Below are 16,811 nucleotides of genomic sequence, written 5' to 3'. Positions count from 1 at the left end.
CAGTCAAAACAACAAGGACAAATCATGAAAGACAAGCGCGCGTGGTTGTCGCGGATGGCCCTGGTGGGCGTCTCGTTGATAGGCCTTTCGGCGACAGCCGGGGCGGCGGATAAACCCAATATTCTGGTGATCTTCGGCGACGATATCGGCCAGACCAACATCAGTGCCTATAGCCATGGCGTGGTCGGCTATAAGACACCGAACATCGATCGCATTGCCAACGAAGGCATGATGTTCACTGACTACTACGCGGAGAACAGTTGCACCGCAGGACGTTCTTCGTTCATCACCGGCCAGACGCCGTTGCGTACGGGCCTGACCAAAGTCGGAATGCCCGGGGCGCCAGTCGGCCTGCAGGCGCGCGACATTACCATTGCGCAGGCACTCAAGGCTCGAGGCTATTCGACCGGTCAGTTCGGCAAGAACCACCTGGGTGACCGCGATGAGTTCCTGCCGAGCAATCACGGTTTTGATGAGTTCTTCGGCAACCTGTACCACCTCAATGCCGAGGAAGAACCCGAGCGTGCCAATTGGCCTAAAGATGATCCGGACTTTGTCAAGGCCGCCGCACCGCGTGGGGTCATCCATTCCTATGCCGACGGCAAGATTGAAGACACCGGCGCACTGACCGCCAAGCGCATGGAAACCATCGACGACGAAACCACCGCCGCTGCTCAAGCGTTCATGGAGAGACAAGCCAAGGCAGACAAACCGTTTTTCGTGTGGATGAACACCACCCGCATGCACCTGTTTACCCATGTGCGCGACTCGATGAAAGGCCAGAGTGGCATGCCCGGCAACGAGTACGCGGACGGCATGCTTGAGCACGACGGTGACGTCGGCAAACTGCTGAAAACCCTCGACGACCTGAAAATCGCCGACAACACCATCGTCGTCTACACCACCGACAATGGTCCGAATCAGTTTTCCTGGCCGGACGCGGCAACCACACCGTTTCGCAACGAAAAAAACTCCAACTGGGAAGGCGGGTTCCGTGTGCCGGCGATGGTTCGTTGGCCGGGCAAGATCAAGGCGGGTGAAGTGTCCACTGAAATGTTCTCCGGTCTCGACTGGTTCCCGACCTTGCTGGCGGTAGCGGGTGATACCGACGTCAAGGAGCGCCTGCTCAAGGGGGCGAATTTTGCGGGCAAGAACTTCAAGGTGCACCTGGACGGCTACAACCAGCTCGATTATTTGACCGGCAAGGCCAAGAGCGGTGCGCGCAAGGAGTTCTACTACTTCAACGACGACGGCGTGCTGGTCGCGTCGCGTTTCGGTGACTGGAAGGCGGTGTTCTGCGAGCAGCGCAAGCCAGGAGGTTTCGAGGTCTGGAGCGAACCTTTCGTCTGTCTGCGGGCGCCGAAGATCTTCAATTTGCGCATGGACCCCTATGAAAGGGCGGACGTTGTTTCCAATCAGTACTACGACTGGATAATCAAGAACGCCTACCTGCTTGGTGTGGCCACGATGAAAGCCGCGAAGTTTCTGCAAACTTTCGTCGAGTACCCGCCCAGCCAGAAACCGGCCAGCTTCAGTATCGACCAGGTACGCAAGCGGGTGGATGCGCAGATCGAAGAGAACGCGCGGCAGCAGAAACAGCAGTAATCCATCGATGCCACCTCCGGGTGGCATCTTTGTTTGCGCGACGAAGATTTCACCCGCGTGTTGTGCCAGGCAAGGCGGGCAGCAACTGAGGTCAAGTGCAATAGCTTTGATGTCTTCGGCTATTTGAAGTCCACAGTGACGGCCATACCCTCTGCTCACGCAGCGATACCTGCATGGTTGAACGCGACAGTGGGTGTTGGTGGTCTTCAGTTCAGAGGAATCAAGGCATGATCCAGGAAATGGCGGTTCAGCGAGTGGCCCGCGTGTTCAATACCCAGCGTGAGGCTTTCCGTGCTCAACCTCATTCCTCGCTGGCTGAGCGCCAGGCCAATCTGATCGCACTGCGCACCCAGCTACGGCGTTACCAGGACGCCATTGTCGCGGCGATGAGCGCCGATTTTGGCCATCGCTCCGCCGTCGACACCAAGTTCCTTGACCTGATGGGTTGCATCTTGCACATCAATCACACCCTCAAGCATCTGGGGAGCTGGATGAAGCCAAGCCGACGCCCCACAGAGCTGCTGTTCAAAGGCAATCAGTTGTGGGTGGAGTATCAGGCAAAAGGCGTGGTGGGGGTCATATCGGCATGGAACTTCCCGGTTTACATCGCCATTGCGGGTCTGGTCAGTGCGCTCGCCGCAGGCAACCGGGTGATGCTCAAGATGTCCGAGTTCAACCCGCACACCAACGAGGTACTCAAGCGTCTGCTGGCAGAGGTGTTCGACGACTCGCAAGTGGCCCTGGTCGGTGGTGAGCTTGAAGATCCGGGCTTTTTCTCTTCGCTGCCATTCGACCACATCATCTTCACCGGATCCCCCGGGGTCGGGCGTCTGGTCATGCGTGCCGCCGCAGCCAACCTGACACCGGTAACACTGGAGTTGGGTGGCAAGTCGCCTGCGGTGGTACTGGCTGACTACAACCTGAGCGATGCCGCGCGACGTATCGTTCACGGCAAGGGCACCAATGGCGGGCAGATCTGCATCGCACCGGACTACGCCCTGGTTCCCCAGGACGATATCGAGCGCTTCGTCGGCGAAGTCCGCGGCCAGTTTCAGGCGCTGTACGGCGCGCAGCCGGCCGCTAACGATGACTACAGTTCGATCATCGATGATCGTCAGTTTCAGCGCCTCCAGGGCCTGCTTGAAGATGCGCGGGCCAAGGGCGCCCGGATCATTGTCTGTGGCGAGGTTGCCCCGGGGCGCAGGATGCCGTTGCACATCCTGACGGGTGTGACGCCGGAAATGCGGGTGATGCAGGAAGAAATTTTCGGCCCGCTGCTGCCGGTATTGGGTTATGACAGCCTCACTGGTGTGGTGGCTCACATCAACAGCGGGCAACGTCCCCTGGCGCTGTACATTTTTTCAACCGACACGACGAGCATCGATCGATTGCTCAAACGGACCCATTCCGGTGGCGTGACCATCAACGATTGGGGCTGGCACGCTTTCAACCACGGTGCTCCTTTCGGTGGCACGGGAAATTCCGGTATGGGCAACTATCACGCAGAAGAAGGGTTTCGCGAACTCAGTCACGCACGCACCGTGTTCAAGAGGCGAACCTGGTTCCCCACCCATCTCTTCCATCCACCCTTTGGCGGCCGGCTTCAGAGCCTGGCGCTGGCGTTTTACCTGGGCAAGCCGGATGCGGATGTGAAGTCTTGAGGAAGATTGATATGAGTCAGAGTGTGTTCGATTACGTGGTGGTGGGTGGCGGCTCGGGTGGTTGTCCGGTGGCGGCGCGCCTCAGTGAAGATCCTCAGGTCAGTGTTTGCCTGCTCGAGGCCGGTGGCAGTGACAAGAAAGTGTTGATTCAGGCACCACCGGGCGTAGTGGTGATGATGCGCGAAGGTTTCCATAACTGGTCCTACGAAACCGTGCCCCAACCGGGGCTCAACGGGCGCAACGGCTACCAGCCGCGTGGCAAGGCGTTGGGCGGGTCCAGCTCGATCAACGGCATGGTCTACGTCCGCGGCCATCGCTGGGACTATGACCATTGGGAGAGCCTCGGCAACCCCGGTTGGAGTTATGAAGAGGTTCTTCCGTTTTTCAAGAAGTCGGAACACAACGAGCGCTTTGGCGAGAGCGAGTTCCATGGCGCTGGTGGCCCGCTGAATGTCGCTGAACTGAAGTCGCCGAGCCCTCTGTGCGAAGTCTTCATGAGCGCCGCCGAGGAGCAGGGCATCGCGCGTACTGACGACTACAACGGTCGCCAGCAGGACGGTTGTTTCCGCTACCAGGTGACCCAGAAGGACGGAGAACGCTGCAGCGCGGCCAAGGGCTACCTGTGGCCGATTCTTGATCGGAAAAATCTTCAGCTTTTCCTCAATGCTCCGTTCCACAGCCTGATCTTCGAGGGCAAGCGCTGCGTAGGTGTGCGTTACCACAACGGCAAGGATGTGCAGGAAGTGCGTGCCCGCCGTGAAGTGATTCTCGCCGCTGGCGCCTTTGGTACTCCACAGGCCTTGATGCTGTCGGGCATCGGGCCGGCCGGGGAGCTGTCCCGGCTGGGTATCCCGGTGCTGGTGGACCTGCCAGGCGTAGGCCAGAACCTGCAGGATCACATCGACTACACGGTGCCCTACAAGGTCAGTCATCCGGAGGGTTGCCTGGGCCTCACCGTGGGTTCCAGCGTCAAGCTGGCGGCTGCTGCCGTGGAGTGGGCGAGCAAGCGCAGCGGCATGCTGACCACCAATTTCGCCGAGGCCGGCGCCTTCCTGCGCTCCGATCCGGCGCTGGACAAGCCCGACCTGCAGATGGTCTTCGTGACCGCCGTGGTCGACGACCATGGTCGTCACCTGCATTGGGGTTATGGCTACAGCTGCCATATCGAGGTACTGCGCCCGAAAAGCACAGGCACCGTGACCTTGCGCAGCCGCGATCCGCTCGACGCGCCGGTCATCGATCCACGCTTTTTTGATCGGCGTGAAGACATCGAGTTGTTGATCCAGGCGGCGAAGACCCAGGCCCGGATCCTCGAGTCCACCCATTTCGCCCGTTTCGGGCCGCAACTGATCTATCCCGTCGACTGGAATGACGACCGGCAGATCGAGCAGGACATCCGCCGTCGCGCGGATACCCAGTATCACCCGGTAGGCAGCTGCAAGATGGGTCCTGACAGTGACCCGCTGGCCGTAGTCGATGCGCGTCTGCGAGTGCGCGGTGTCGAAGGCCTGCGGATTGCCGACGCCTCGATCATGCCGACCATTCCCGGGGGCAATACCAACGCGCCGACCATCATGATCGGTGAAAAGGCCGCCGCCATGCTCAAGGAAGACGCGCGTCACCTGTGAGCCTGTCTGTGATTCGAGTTACTTCCACGAAGCGATCAAGGCCCCGATCCACCAAGGGGCCTAGTGTCAAGCATGGGGTGTCACAATGGATAAAAATGATAAAGAGCTCTCCCTGCAAGCCGCCAAGCACACGCTTAGCCTGAATCCAGCGTTCGGCCCTCGCGGGCGCGACATACTCAGCAGCGCTCGCATGGTCCTGCAACAAGTGTTGAAGCAACCCGTGCACAGCGCCCGACACATGGCTGCGTTCGGCATGGAACTGAAAAACATCCTGCTCGACCGTTCGGAACTCAAGCCGGCGGCGGGGGACAAGCGTTTCGATGAGCCAGCCTGGCAGGGCAACCCGCTGTATCGTCGTTACATGCGGGCTTACCTGGCCTGGTGCCGGGAAATGAACGACTGGATCAGTAGCAGCAACCTCAGCGATCAGGATGCCAGCCGTGGCCAGTTCGTCATCAACCTGCTGGCCGAGGCGATGGCGCCGACCAACACCCTGGCCAACCCTGCGGCCCTCAAGCGTTTCTTTGAAACCGGTGGCAAGAGCATTCTGGATGGATTCGCGCACTTGACTCGCGATCTGATTGAAAATGGTGGCATGCCCAGTCAAGTGGACAAGACGGCCTTTGAGGTGGGCGGCAATCTGGGCACGACGCCTGGCGCGGTGGTGTTTCGAAACGAGGTGCTGGAGCTGATTCAGTACAAACCTCGCAGCGAGCAGGTGCTGGAACGCCCGTTGCTGGTGGTGCCGCCCCAGATCAACAAGTTCTACCTGTTTGATTTGGCGCCGCAGAAGAGCCTGATTGGTTTCCTTCTCGACAGTGGCATCCAGACCTTTGCCGTCAGCTGGCGCAATCCGGGCAAGGCGCAGCGCGAGTGGGGCTTGTCCACCTATGTCGAAGCCCTGAAAGAGGCGGTCGACGCAGTGCTGGCGATTACCGGCAGCACTGATCTGAACACCTTTGGAGCGTGCTCCGGAGGCAGTACCATGTCATCGCTTTTGGGCCACTACGCGGCACTGGGCGAGAGCAAGGTGAATGCCTTCACCCTGGTGGTCAGCATGCTCGATATTCGCCCCGACACCCAGGTCTCGCTGTTCGCTGATGAGAAAACCCTGGAGGCGGCCAAGCGCCGTTCTTATCAAGCGGGTGTGCTGGAAGGTCGTGAGCTGGCAAAAGTCTTCGCCTGGATGCGCCCCAATGACCTGATCTGGAGTTACTGGATCAACAACTACCTGCTCGGTAACGAGCCGCCTGCATTCGATGTCCTCTACTGGAACAACGACACCACCAACCTGCCGGCCGCGCTGCACGGCGAATTCATCGAGATGTACCAGACCAACCCGTTGGCCCGTGCCGGCGCCCTGGAGGTCTGTGGCACTCCAATAGATCTCAAGCAGGTCACCAGCGATTTCTATTGCATGGCGGGCCTGACCGACCACATCACCCCATGGGATGCCTGCTACCGCTCGATGCACCTGTTCGGCGGCCAAGGTGAGTTCGTGGTGTCCAACAGCGGGCATATCCAGAGCATCCTCAACCCGCCGGGTAACCCCAAGGCCCGCTTCATGACCGGCAGCAGCTTGCCGGTTGATGCCCAGGATTGGCTGGAAGGTTCCACTAAAGAGACCGGCTCCTGGTGGACTCACTGGCTGGCCTGGTTGCAAGCACGCTCCGGTCAGAGCAGGAAGGCCCCCGTCAAACTTGGCAATAAGGCTTATGTCGCGGCTGAAGCGGCTCCTGGCACCTACGTGCACGTGCGCTGACTCGCTGTAGCCGGACGGGCGCTTGCGTCCCGTCCTGTCCACGTTCCAGATCCCTTGGCCCGGCGCCGCAGAAGGAACCTCCGTAACATGTCACAGCCCTTTGTCTATCGCACCATCGAACTGGAGGGCGGGCATCTGCGCGTTGCCATTCGTCCAGGCAAGGCCGATCTGCCGCCGTTGCTAGTTTTCAATGGCATTGGCGCCAACCTGGAGCTTTTGTTTCCATTCGTCCGGGCGCTTGATCCGGACATGGAAGTGATCGCCTTCGACGTGCCCGGCGTCGGCGGCTCCTCCCTGCCGAGCTTGCCTTACCGGTTTTCTGACCTGGCGAAGCTGGTTTCTCGCATGCTCGATTATCTGGACGTTGGCCAGGTCAACGTGATCGGCGTGTCCTGGGGCGGAGCGCTGGCACAACAGTTCGCCCACGATTTTCCGCAGCGTTGCAAGAAACTGATCTTGGCCGCCACGTGCGCGGGTATGGCCATGCTGCCGGCCAAACCCAAAGTGCTCTGGAGGATGGCCACTCCGCGCCGTTACATCCAGCCGTCCTACGGCGCGCGGATCGCGCCGGACATCTATGGCGGCGCTTTTCGCCATGACCCGGCACTGGCACAAGCGTTCGCCAGCAAGGTGCGCTCCGGCGGCAGGCGCGGTTACTACCTGCAACTGCTGGCAGGCCTGGGCTGGACCAGCATCCACTGGCTGCATCGGATCCATCAGCCGACCCTGATTCTGGCCGGCGATGACGACCCGATCATTCCGTTGCCCAACATGCGCCTGTTGGCCAGGCGCATTCCCAATTCGCAGTTGCATGTGATCGGCGATGGCCATCTGTTCCTGGTGGCCCGGGCGCAAACCGTTGCACCGATCATCTCGTCCTTCCTCGCGCAGGAACGGCAGCGCGCTAGAATTCATCAAGCGTGACATGAGCAGTTCATTGGTTCGTTAGCCTTATGAAATCCTCCAACACGATACTCATCCGCACCAAATGGTCGCCGCCCCGAATCGATCCCCGGTCGCTGCCGCGCGAGCGTCTGCTGGAACTGATCGAGGCAGGGCGCGAGCGCAAGTTGACCTTGATCCTGGGACCTGCGGGCAGTGGCAAGAGCACACTGGCGGCGCAATGGCGCCAGCGCTTGATCGGTGCGGGGCTGGACGTCGCCTGGTTCAACCTGGGGGCCGACGACGAGACGCTCTGGGCGGCGTATCTGGTCGCCAGCCTGGGGGCCGCGGGCCTGGCTGTCGGCGACGACATCATTGGCCTGAGCGAGCGCACTGACCAGCGTTCGCTGGAGGTGTTGCTGTCACTGCTGGTCAACGCGCTCTACGAGCATCCTCGATCCATTTATCTGTTCCTCGAAGACCTGCATTTCCTCTCTGCGCAGCCGGCATTGGCGATGATCCAGCGCCTGATCGATCTGGCACCGGACAATTTCCATCTGGTGATTACCACACGCCAGCGTCCGGCGCTCAATCTGTTGGCGATCGGCATCAAGGGGCAGTTGACCCAGATTGATTTTGCCGACTTGCGCCTGACGGCCCAGGAGCAGTTCAGTCTGCTTGAGCTCAATGGTCTCGAAAACCTGTCCGGCCAGCAGCAACAGCGTCTGTATGAGCTGACGGACGGTTGGGCCGCGGGCCTGCAGATCGGTGTCCTGTCACTTCGCCACAGCGGTAATTTTGAACAGAGCCTGCGAGCCTGTGGCGGCATGGTCATGGCGATCGATGAATCAGGTCTCGATGCCTACCTGGATGACTGCATCAGTCGTGTGCTTTCTGCCGGGCAAATCGCTGCCATGGTCCAGGTTTCGACCTGCCGACGATTCAATCGCGAGCTGTGCGTCGCATTGACGGGCAGCCCGGAAAACGCGGCGGTGCTTGACATATTGCTCGAGCAGAATCTGTTCCTGTTGCCGATCGACCTCGAGGGTCGCCTGCAGTGGTTCCGTTTCCACCAGATGTTTTCCGGGTATCTGCAACGGCGCCGCAATGAGCTGCCGGTTGTGGAGGTGATCCGGGTCAATCATGCCGCCAGCCAATGGTTTGCTGACCACGGTTTGTACGTCGAGGCGATTCGTCATGCTCAGGCAGCCCAGGATCTTGAGGGCAGCGTGCAGTTGCTGGCACGGGCGGCGAGGTCGCTGATCGGTGACGCGCATTTTGCACAATTGCTGCAGTTGGCCGACGAGTTGCCGCGTGAGGCCTGGTCCAAGCAGATTGACCTGCTCCTGGCGGTTGCCTGGGCAGAACTCACCTGCAATCGCATGGAAAGGTTCGAGCTCACACTCGCCTCGATCGAAGCTCACCCGGAAGTCAGCCGGTCGGAAATAGACACTGAGTTGCAATTGCTGAGGGCCATGTACCTGCTCAGGAGGGACGATACGACAGCTGTACTGGCGCTGCTCGAGCCCTTGATGGCGCAGCCGCCCAGCCAGCGCCACTTTCACCTGCTGATGCTCTATACCCTTGGCGGCGTGGCATTGCTCAAGGCGGGTCGAACAGTGTTTGTACGGGATCTGGTCTACAGCACGCGAGGTCTGCTCCGGCGCGCGCAAGGTCCTCGGGCCCGGCCGTTTTTCGATGCGCTGTGTGGCCTCAGTTTTTTTGTCCAGGGCGATATGAACCAGGCCCGGCGCGATCTCGAAGGTGTCCTGGTGCAAGTGACGCGCAACGAGTCACTGGCGCAGGATGTCGCCATCTTCATCAAGTCCACCCTGGCCTTGACCTGCTATCACTTGAACAGCCTGGAAGCCGCCGGGGATTACGTTGAAGGCTGTTTCGGGGTCGCCGAGGTCCTGGGGACCTCTGACTGCATTTTGTATACCTACCTTGCCCAGGCGCATTTGCAGTGTGCTGCGGGCAGGCTGGAGGCGGCCCACGCCACCCTCGATCGATTGGGCGAGATCGCCGAAAGCATTGGCCTTGATCGCCTGCAGGCGTGGCGTTTTGCCGAGCAGATACGTATTGCCTGCCATCAGCATGATCTGGCCCGCGCGCGCGAGCTGTTTCGCAGACTGCGCGCGCTGGCCATGCCTTACCTGGACAAGCGCGGTTGTGCCTGGGCGGAGATCCCCCTGGCCTGCGCAATGGCACACACGGCCTTGGCCCTGGCCGAAGGCGACTATCGATGCGCGATCGAGGTAGGGGAAAGCTGGGCACTGGTCTGTCAGGAGTGGGGGCAGTTACAACCAGCTACCGTGCTGCGTATCCGTGTCGCCATTGCCAGGACAGCGCTCCATGAACCACAAGAGGCCCAGCGCCACATGTCCACGGCACTGCGCAATGCCTGCGAATACGGGATGTTCCGGGTGTTTCTTGATGAAGGAGCGGCGGGGCTGCGCCTGCTGCAATCGCTCAGTGTCGATGCACTGACAGCGCTGGAGCGTGACTACATTCAACACTGTCTGATGCACGGTGCCGATTCGCAGAGCCTCTCGAGCGGGACAGGTGAGGGTGGTCGGGCGCCTGCGCCCGGCAGCGATATCCTCTCGCCCCGTGAGCTTGAAGTGGTCGAACATCTGGCCCGTGGACTGTCAACCAAGAGCATCGCCAAGGCCCTCGATCTTTCGCCTGGAACCATCAAGTGGCACCTGAAGAATATCTTCGGCAAGTTGGGTGCCTTTTCTCGCGAGGATGCAGTGAGCAAGGCGCGGCAAGTCGGCTTGCTTAACTAACGCAGCATCGCCTTGGCACCCTCGCAAAAGTCCAGGTATTGAACCGGCGAACCGCGCCACCACCCCTCCCTAGATGGGAGGGTTACCAGCATTCACCTTGGGGTAGGGTGCCGGGTAACGGTGGTGAAACCGTGCATGCAGGGTTCATGTGAGCGCTGATGGCTCCAGACCTGCAATGCTCCTGCCCCCAAGTGGTGAGCGCCCGGCATTGCCGTCTCCTGCCGTCAAGGCACGGACAATAACAATAGCTGCAACTTCAGGAGAGACCATGTACTTCACTCAGCCCTTGCACCGTAATCTACAGTGCGCGCCCGAGCGATTAATGACGATCTACGGCGATCGCAGTCGCACTCTGCAGCAGTTTGTCGAGCGTGTTGCGAGACTGGCCGGAGCGTTGCGTGAGCTTGGCGTACAGAGTGGCGATTGCGTCGCCATGCTGGGTTTGAACTCTGATCGTTACCTCGAATATTGCTTCGCCGTGCCCTGGGCCGATGCCGTTCTCAATCTTTGCAACACACGCTGGAGTGCGGAGGAGAACGCTTATGCCCTGACCGATTCGCAAACCTCGGTACTGTTGGTTGACGAGACCTTCAAGGACATCGGTCTGCGGTTATCCAGGCAGGTTCCTTCGTTGCGTCATGTCATCTACGTCGGTGACGGCACCACGCCGGATGCGATGCTGGATTACGAAACGCTGATTGCCCGGGCCTCGCCCATGGAGGATGCCCGCCGTGGCGGCGATTCACTCCTTGGTGTGTTCTATACCGGTGGCACCACGGGTTTTCCCAAGGGCGTGATGATCAGTCATACGGCCTTCTGGAGCAGCCAGATTGCGCTGGATGTCGAGGGCCTGGTACCGCCTGATTCGGTCATGCTGCGCGCAGCACCGATGTTCCATCTTGCGGACATGTCCACCGGTTATGTCGGTGTGCTCGAAGGCGCGACGCACGTCATACTGCCGGCGTTCCAGCCGGCCGAAGCGATGGCGGCGATTCAGCGTCACGGCATTCAGGTGGCCATGCTGGTGCCGACCATGATTCAGTTGTTGATCAATCATCCCGAGGTGGGCAATTACGACCTGTCCTCCTTGCAGCACCTGGTGTATGGCGCTTCGCCCATTCAGGAGCAGACGCTGTGGAGCCTGCAGGCCATGCTGCCGCAACTGCAGCTGTTCCAGGCTTATGGCCAGACGGAGATGTCGCCCATTGTTTCGCTGCTCGGCCCGGCTCAGCACACCGCGGCGGCCGCCGCTGCCGGCATGCTGCGCTCCTGTGGTCGTGCCACCCGGGCGGTGGAAGTCAAGATCGTCGACGACGATGGCTGTGAGGTGCCACGTGGCAGCATCGGTGAAATCGTCGTTCGGGGTCCGAATGCAATGAGCGGGTACCTGAACAAACCCGAGCAAACCCTGGCGGCTCTGCCTGGCGATGGCTGGTTGCGTACGGGGGACGGGGCCAGGATGGACGAAAATGGCTACATCTTCATTGTCGACCGCCTCAAGGACATGATCGTCACCGGTGGCGAAAACGTGTTCTCGGCGGAGGTCGAGAATGCCTTGTGCAGCCACCCGGATATCGCCATGTGCGCGGTGATCGGGATCCCTAGCGAGCAATGGGGCGAGGCGGTGCATGCCGTGGTGGTACTCAAGCCTGGCGCCGAACCGAATGGCGAAGAATTGATCGCCCATTGCAAGCGTCAGATCGCTGGCTACAAGGCGCCGAAAAGCGTGGAGTTCCGTGCTGCGTTACCGCTGTCGGGCGCTGGCAAGGTGCTCAAGAGTGAACTGCGTGAACCGTTCTGGCAGGGCAGTTCACGGCGTGTTGGTTGAGCGATCCATCTCCGGGTGCAATCGACCATGGATGACTTGAGCTGGCAACTGCCAAGTCATTGATGAGCTCTTGTGGACGGGCTTTGCGCCCCGGTTGTTTCTCCCTTCCTGCTTGATTCGCCCCGGCTGTTGTGCGCAACAGCCGGCAGCGGCGTGCGCCTGCATTCCCCATTCGCCAGTGCGGTGTGACTCCCTTTCCTGTCTCCCTCCCAACCCCCTCCCATCTCGGGAGGGTTAAGCGCTGCGCAGTCAATGTTTACTTGTCCGGCCAGTCTCTGGCGGCCGGGTGGTTGGGGAGGGAGGTTTTTTCACAGGGAATCCAAGAGCCAAAGAGTGGTGGGTTGAACCGTAGCGTCGGGATTATTTAGGAATGTGAACAATGATAAGAATAAGTTCGCCACAAACAGGCTTTGTCCGGCATCAGCTTGGTCAGGCAGTCGTGCTTGGAATTCTCGGAGTGGGCGCCGGCAATGCCCAGGCATTCAATTTTGATACCGAGAGCGGTTGGTCGGGGAGCCTCGACACCACACTTTCCGTTGGTAGCAGCTGGCGCGCCGAAGGGCGTGATAACGAGTTGTACAGTCGACTCGACGGACAGGTGATCGGCAAGACCGACGGCCTGGGCGGTTCCAATACCGATGGCGGCAACCTCAACTACGATCGCGGCGACCGGTTTTCTACCATCGGCAAGTTCCTCACCGAACTGAACCTGCACAACGGCGACATGGGCGGCATGCTGCGCGTGAAGGGCTGGTACGACCAGGCGCTGGAAGACGAAGACGTGCACTTTGGCAACCAGGCCAATGGTTACCAGAAAAAGCCATTGTCCGATAACGGCTTTGACGACCTGCAAAGGAACAAAGGCGTTTACCTGCTCGACGCCTACGTCTACGACACCTACCACCTGGACGATCACCCGCTGCAGGTGCGCCTGGGTCGCCAGGTGCTGAACTGGGGCGAGAGCATCTTTGTTCAGGGGCTCAACCAGATCAACCCGATCGACGTTCCTTCACTGCGCCGTCCGGGCACCGAGGTCAAGGAAGCGTTGCTGCCGGTGTGGATGATTTCCAGCAGCTTCGGCTTGAGTGACGGGCTGTCGCTGGATGCGTTCTACCAGTTCAAGTGGGAGCCTACTGCCGTTGAGGGCTGTGGCAACTACTGGTCGACCACCGAAACCATCATTTCGACTCATCCGGGTGGTTGCACCATGGCCACGTCGCTGCCTAACGTCAGCAACCCGGTCGGCTTTCGCAATGGCATGAACGTCCCACTGAGCACTGGCGATGAAGCCCGGGATTCGGGGCAATGGGGGGTGGCGCTGCACTATCTGGTCGAATCGATCGACACGGAGCTTGGTGCCTACGCCATGACCATCCACTCGCGTACGCCAATCATTTCCGCCCAAAGCGGCGATTGGGGCCGAATTCCCGCCGGGGCGCGAGCACCCTTCCTCAACCCGGTGCAGGTCCATGAAAATCTGCCGTTCGGTGCGACCTCGACGACTGCCTTCTGGGAGTATCCCGAAGACATCCACCTGTATGGCCTGAGCGCCGCCACCACGCTGGCCAGTTGGTCGGTCGGTGCGGAACTGAGCTACTCGCCAAACACGCCGGTACAACGTAACGGCAACGACCTGCTTGCCGCCGCTGCCCAAGGGGTGGGGCCGCAAGGTGCGGGCGCGCGAGCCGCTGGCCCGAATGCCTATATCACCGGGTATGACCGCTTCGACAAAACCCAGCTGCAGATCAACGGCATCAACCTGTTCCCCAACGTTCTGGGCGCATCGAGCCTGCAGGTGGCCGGTGAAGTGGCCTTCCAGTGGAACGACATCCCTCAGGGTGACAGCGACATTCGTTACGGTCGCGGTTTCATCTTTGGCCCGGGTTCGGCGCCCAGCTATGGCGGGAACCTCTGCGGCACTGCGACCAACCCGCAACCCGACGGCTGCAAGAACGACGGTTACATCACCGACTTCGCCTGGGGCTACAGATTGCGAGGGCAACTGGAGTACCCGGACCTGTTGGGCGTAGGCGTCAGCACTTACCCGAGTTTGTTTCTGGGGCAGGACGTGGAAGGGGTTTCGATGGACGGTCAGTTCAACGAAGGCCGGTTTACCGTCGGTGCCGGCGTTCGTTTCGACTACCTGAAGGCCCACAGCCTGGAGTTCAACTATGTGACGTACAACAACGACGCCAAGTACGACCCGTTGCGTGACCGGGACTACTACTCGATGAATTACAGCTACAAGTTCTGATGAGGAACAAGGCATGAAAACAATAAAGACTTGCCACACCCCGCGTGCCCTGGCTATTGCCATCGCACTGTTGCTTGGCGGGAACGACGCTTTCGCCAAATTGACCGACGCAGAGGCTGCGCGCCTTGGTAACGACCTCACTCCGGTTGGCGCCGAGAAGGCCGGCAATGCCGATGGCAGCATTCCAGCCTGGCAGGGCGGCCTGACGGCTCCTCCGGCAGGCTGGAGTCCGGAGAAGGGCTACGTTGATCCGTTCCCGCAAGACAAGCCGCAGATGGTGATCACTGCGGCCAATGCCGATCAATACAAAGACAAGCTGTCTCCCGGCACCCTGGCTTTGTTGAAGAAGTATGACAACTTCAAGATGCCGATCTACCAGACCCGGCGCACCGCCGCACTGCCGACTGAAGTCACCGCCAAAGCCAAGACTCAGTCCACTCAGGTCGAGTTGCAGGGTTTCGGCTTGAGCAACCTCAATGGCTCGAACATACCGTTCCCGATCCCGAAGAACGGTCAGGAAGCAATCTGGAACCACTTGGTTCGCTACTTGGGCGGTGGCTTCGAGCGGACCTATCACTGGTTCCCGGTACGTAGCAGCGGCGAGTTCTACAAGGTCGGTTTCCGCGAGAACCGCGTGTTCGACCAGAACATGGATCGCAGTATGGACAACCACCTGTTTTCCTTCCTGGGCTACTTCCTCGAACCGGCCACGTTGCAGGGCACGGTCTACCTGGTGCGCGAACCGGTGGACCAGGTCAAGGAAGCGCGCTCGGCCTGGATCTACAACGCCGGTGCACGTCGTGTGCGCCGCGCCCCGGATCTGGCGTATGACAACGTCAGCGATGGCACCGAGAGCATGCGGGTGACCGACCAGTACGACGGCTATAACGGCGCGCCCGACCGCTATGACTGGAAACTGGTCGGCAAGCAGGAAATCTATGTTCCGTACAACGACTACAAGTTGTCCGATAAGTCGCTGAAATACGAAAACATCCTGCAAAAAGGCACCGTCAATGCCGACCTGATGCGCTACGAACTCCACCGTACCTGGGTCGTCGAGGGCACGCTCAAGGCCGGGCAGAAGCATATCTACGGCAAGCGCGTGATGTATCTCGACGAGGACAGCTGGACCGTGTTGCTCGAAGACGCCTACGACACCCGCGGCCAGCTATGGCGCATTGGCGTGCACCCGACGATCCAGTTCTACGACGTCGGTGTGCCGTGGTACCGCGCCAACATCTTCCATGACCTGAGCAACGGCAACTACATGGTCTCGGGCCTGGACAATGAGGTCAAGCAACCCTGGAAGTTCGGCGTCAAGGGACGTCAGGCCGACTTCCAGCCCGATGCCCTGCGTCGCGCTGGTCACTAAGCCCTCAGGCAGTCTCAAGGCGACCCGATTGCGGGTCGTCGATTACAAATACAAGAGAGGAGCGGCCAATGGCTATTTTGGGCAAGTCCGTTCACAGGGTGTTGTGGGCGGCACTCATCGCGGCATCTGCTGTACATGCCGAGACGCCTGGCTCGATCCAGACCGGGATCAATTCACAGCGAATCATCCTGCTCGATATCCAGCGCGTGGGCAGTCAACTGTTCAGTGCCGGCGAGCGCGGCTGGATCCTTCGTTCCGCGGATGAAGGGCAACATTGGCAGGGCATTCATACGCCAGCCGATCGAACGCTGACCGGGCTTGCGTTCGCCAACGACCGACTGGGCATCGCCGTTGGACATGGCGCGACCCTGTTGCGCACCACCGATGGCGGTCAGCAATGGACAGCCGTAGGGGTGGACGGTATCGGTCATGATTCGCTGTTCGGTGTCACCTACCTGGGCGGCCAGCATTTCGTCGCCTATGGCGCATTCGGTCACTATCTGGAATCCGTCGACGCTGGCTTGAGCTGGAGCAAGAAAACGGTGATGGGGGAGGACTTTGATCGGCACATCGCCAAAGTGCTGAAGGTCGGTGGTGACCTGTTCCTTTTCGGCGAGTCCGGCACCTTGCTGCGCTCGCGTGACCTGGGGCTGAACTGGGACGCGTTGCAATCCCCTTACGAGGGTTCTTTTTTTGGCGGACTGCAGACGCCAAGTGGTGCGCTGTTGGCTTTCGGCATGCGCGGCAATCTGTATCGCTCAAACGATCAGGGAGATACCTGGCAGCTGATTCCCCTGGACGCCAAGGTTGCACTGCAAGGGGGGCAGGTTTTGTCTGACGGGCGTATCGCCCTGGTCGGCAATGCCGGGCTGCTGGCACTGAGTAACGACGATGGCAAAAGCTTTGAGCTGAGTCACACCGCCCGTGGCGGGCTCTCGCAGATCGTTGCGGTGACCGGCGGTGCCCTGGCCGTGGGCGATGCCGGTGTTCAGTCTCTGAGCTTGACGCAAGCGACAGCCAATTGAGG

The 16,811-nt window shown here is 60.2% G+C and carries 10 protein-coding genes; all 10 read left to right on the top strand.

The window, feature by feature from the left end; all coding sequences use genetic code 11:
- Positions 1–24: 24 nt before the first annotated feature.
- The 10 genes from BSF40_RS24495 (at position 25) to BSF40_RS24450 (ending at position 16,809) form a co-directional block, all read left to right on the top strand.
- A complete protein-coding gene (locus BSF40_RS24495) occupies positions 25–1,605 on the top strand; it encodes an arylsulfatase (protein ID WP_095967152.1) in 1,581 nt (526 codons plus the stop codon).
- A 227-nt stretch (positions 1,606–1,832) separates the two neighbouring features.
- Complete coding sequence (locus BSF40_RS24490) at positions 1,833–3,266, top strand: coniferyl aldehyde dehydrogenase (protein WP_007973376.1); 1,434 nt, start codon at positions 1,833–1,835, stop codon at positions 3,264–3,266.
- A gap of 11 nt (positions 3,267–3,277) precedes the next feature.
- Positions 3,278–4,894: a GMC family oxidoreductase gene (locus BSF40_RS24485; RefSeq protein ID WP_095967151.1), complete on the top strand. Its 1,617-nt coding sequence runs from the start codon at positions 3,278–3,280 to the stop codon at positions 4,892–4,894.
- 85 nt (positions 4,895–4,979) lie between these two features.
- Positions 4,980–6,656 carry a class II poly(R)-hydroxyalkanoic acid synthase gene (gene phaC / locus BSF40_RS24480; RefSeq protein WP_095967150.1) on the top strand — a complete coding sequence of 559 codons (1,677 nt, stop codon included), beginning with the start codon at positions 4,980–4,982 and terminating at the stop codon, positions 6,654–6,656.
- 87 nt (positions 6,657–6,743) lie between these two features.
- Complete coding sequence (phaZ, locus tag BSF40_RS24475; protein WP_095967149.1) at positions 6,744–7,580, top strand: poly(3-hydroxyalkanoate) depolymerase; 837 nt, start codon at positions 6,744–6,746, stop codon at positions 7,578–7,580.
- Positions 7,581–7,609: 29 nt separating this feature from the next.
- Complete coding sequence (locus tag BSF40_RS24470; protein WP_095967148.1) at positions 7,610–10,330, top strand: LuxR C-terminal-related transcriptional regulator; 2,721 nt, start codon at positions 7,610–7,612, stop codon at positions 10,328–10,330.
- 268 nt (positions 10,331–10,598) lie between these two features.
- Complete coding sequence (locus tag BSF40_RS24465; RefSeq protein ID WP_095967147.1) at positions 10,599–12,158, top strand: long-chain fatty acid--CoA ligase; 1,560 nt, start codon at positions 10,599–10,601, stop codon at positions 12,156–12,158.
- 439 nt (positions 12,159–12,597) lie between these two features.
- A complete protein-coding gene (locus tag BSF40_RS24460) occupies positions 12,598–14,412 on the top strand; it encodes a DUF1302 domain-containing protein (protein ID WP_256585695.1) in 1,815 nt (604 codons plus the stop codon).
- Between the two features lie 13 nt (positions 14,413–14,425).
- A complete protein-coding gene (locus tag BSF40_RS24455) occupies positions 14,426–15,784 on the top strand; it encodes a DUF1329 domain-containing protein (protein WP_095967145.1) in 1,359 nt (452 codons plus the stop codon).
- A gap of 68 nt (positions 15,785–15,852) precedes the next feature.
- Complete coding sequence (locus tag BSF40_RS24450; RefSeq protein WP_095967144.1) at positions 15,853–16,809, top strand: YCF48-related protein; 957 nt, start codon at positions 15,853–15,855, stop codon at positions 16,807–16,809.
- The last annotated feature ends 2 nt before the right edge of the window (positions 16,810–16,811 follow it).

The sequence above is a fragment of the Pseudomonas sp. ACN5 genome (genome assembly GCF_002303975.1).
Taxonomy (GTDB): domain Bacteria; phylum Pseudomonadota; class Gammaproteobacteria; order Pseudomonadales; family Pseudomonadaceae; genus Aquipseudomonas; species Aquipseudomonas laurylsulfatiphila.
This window is presented reverse-complemented; position numbering and strand designations above follow the sequence as displayed.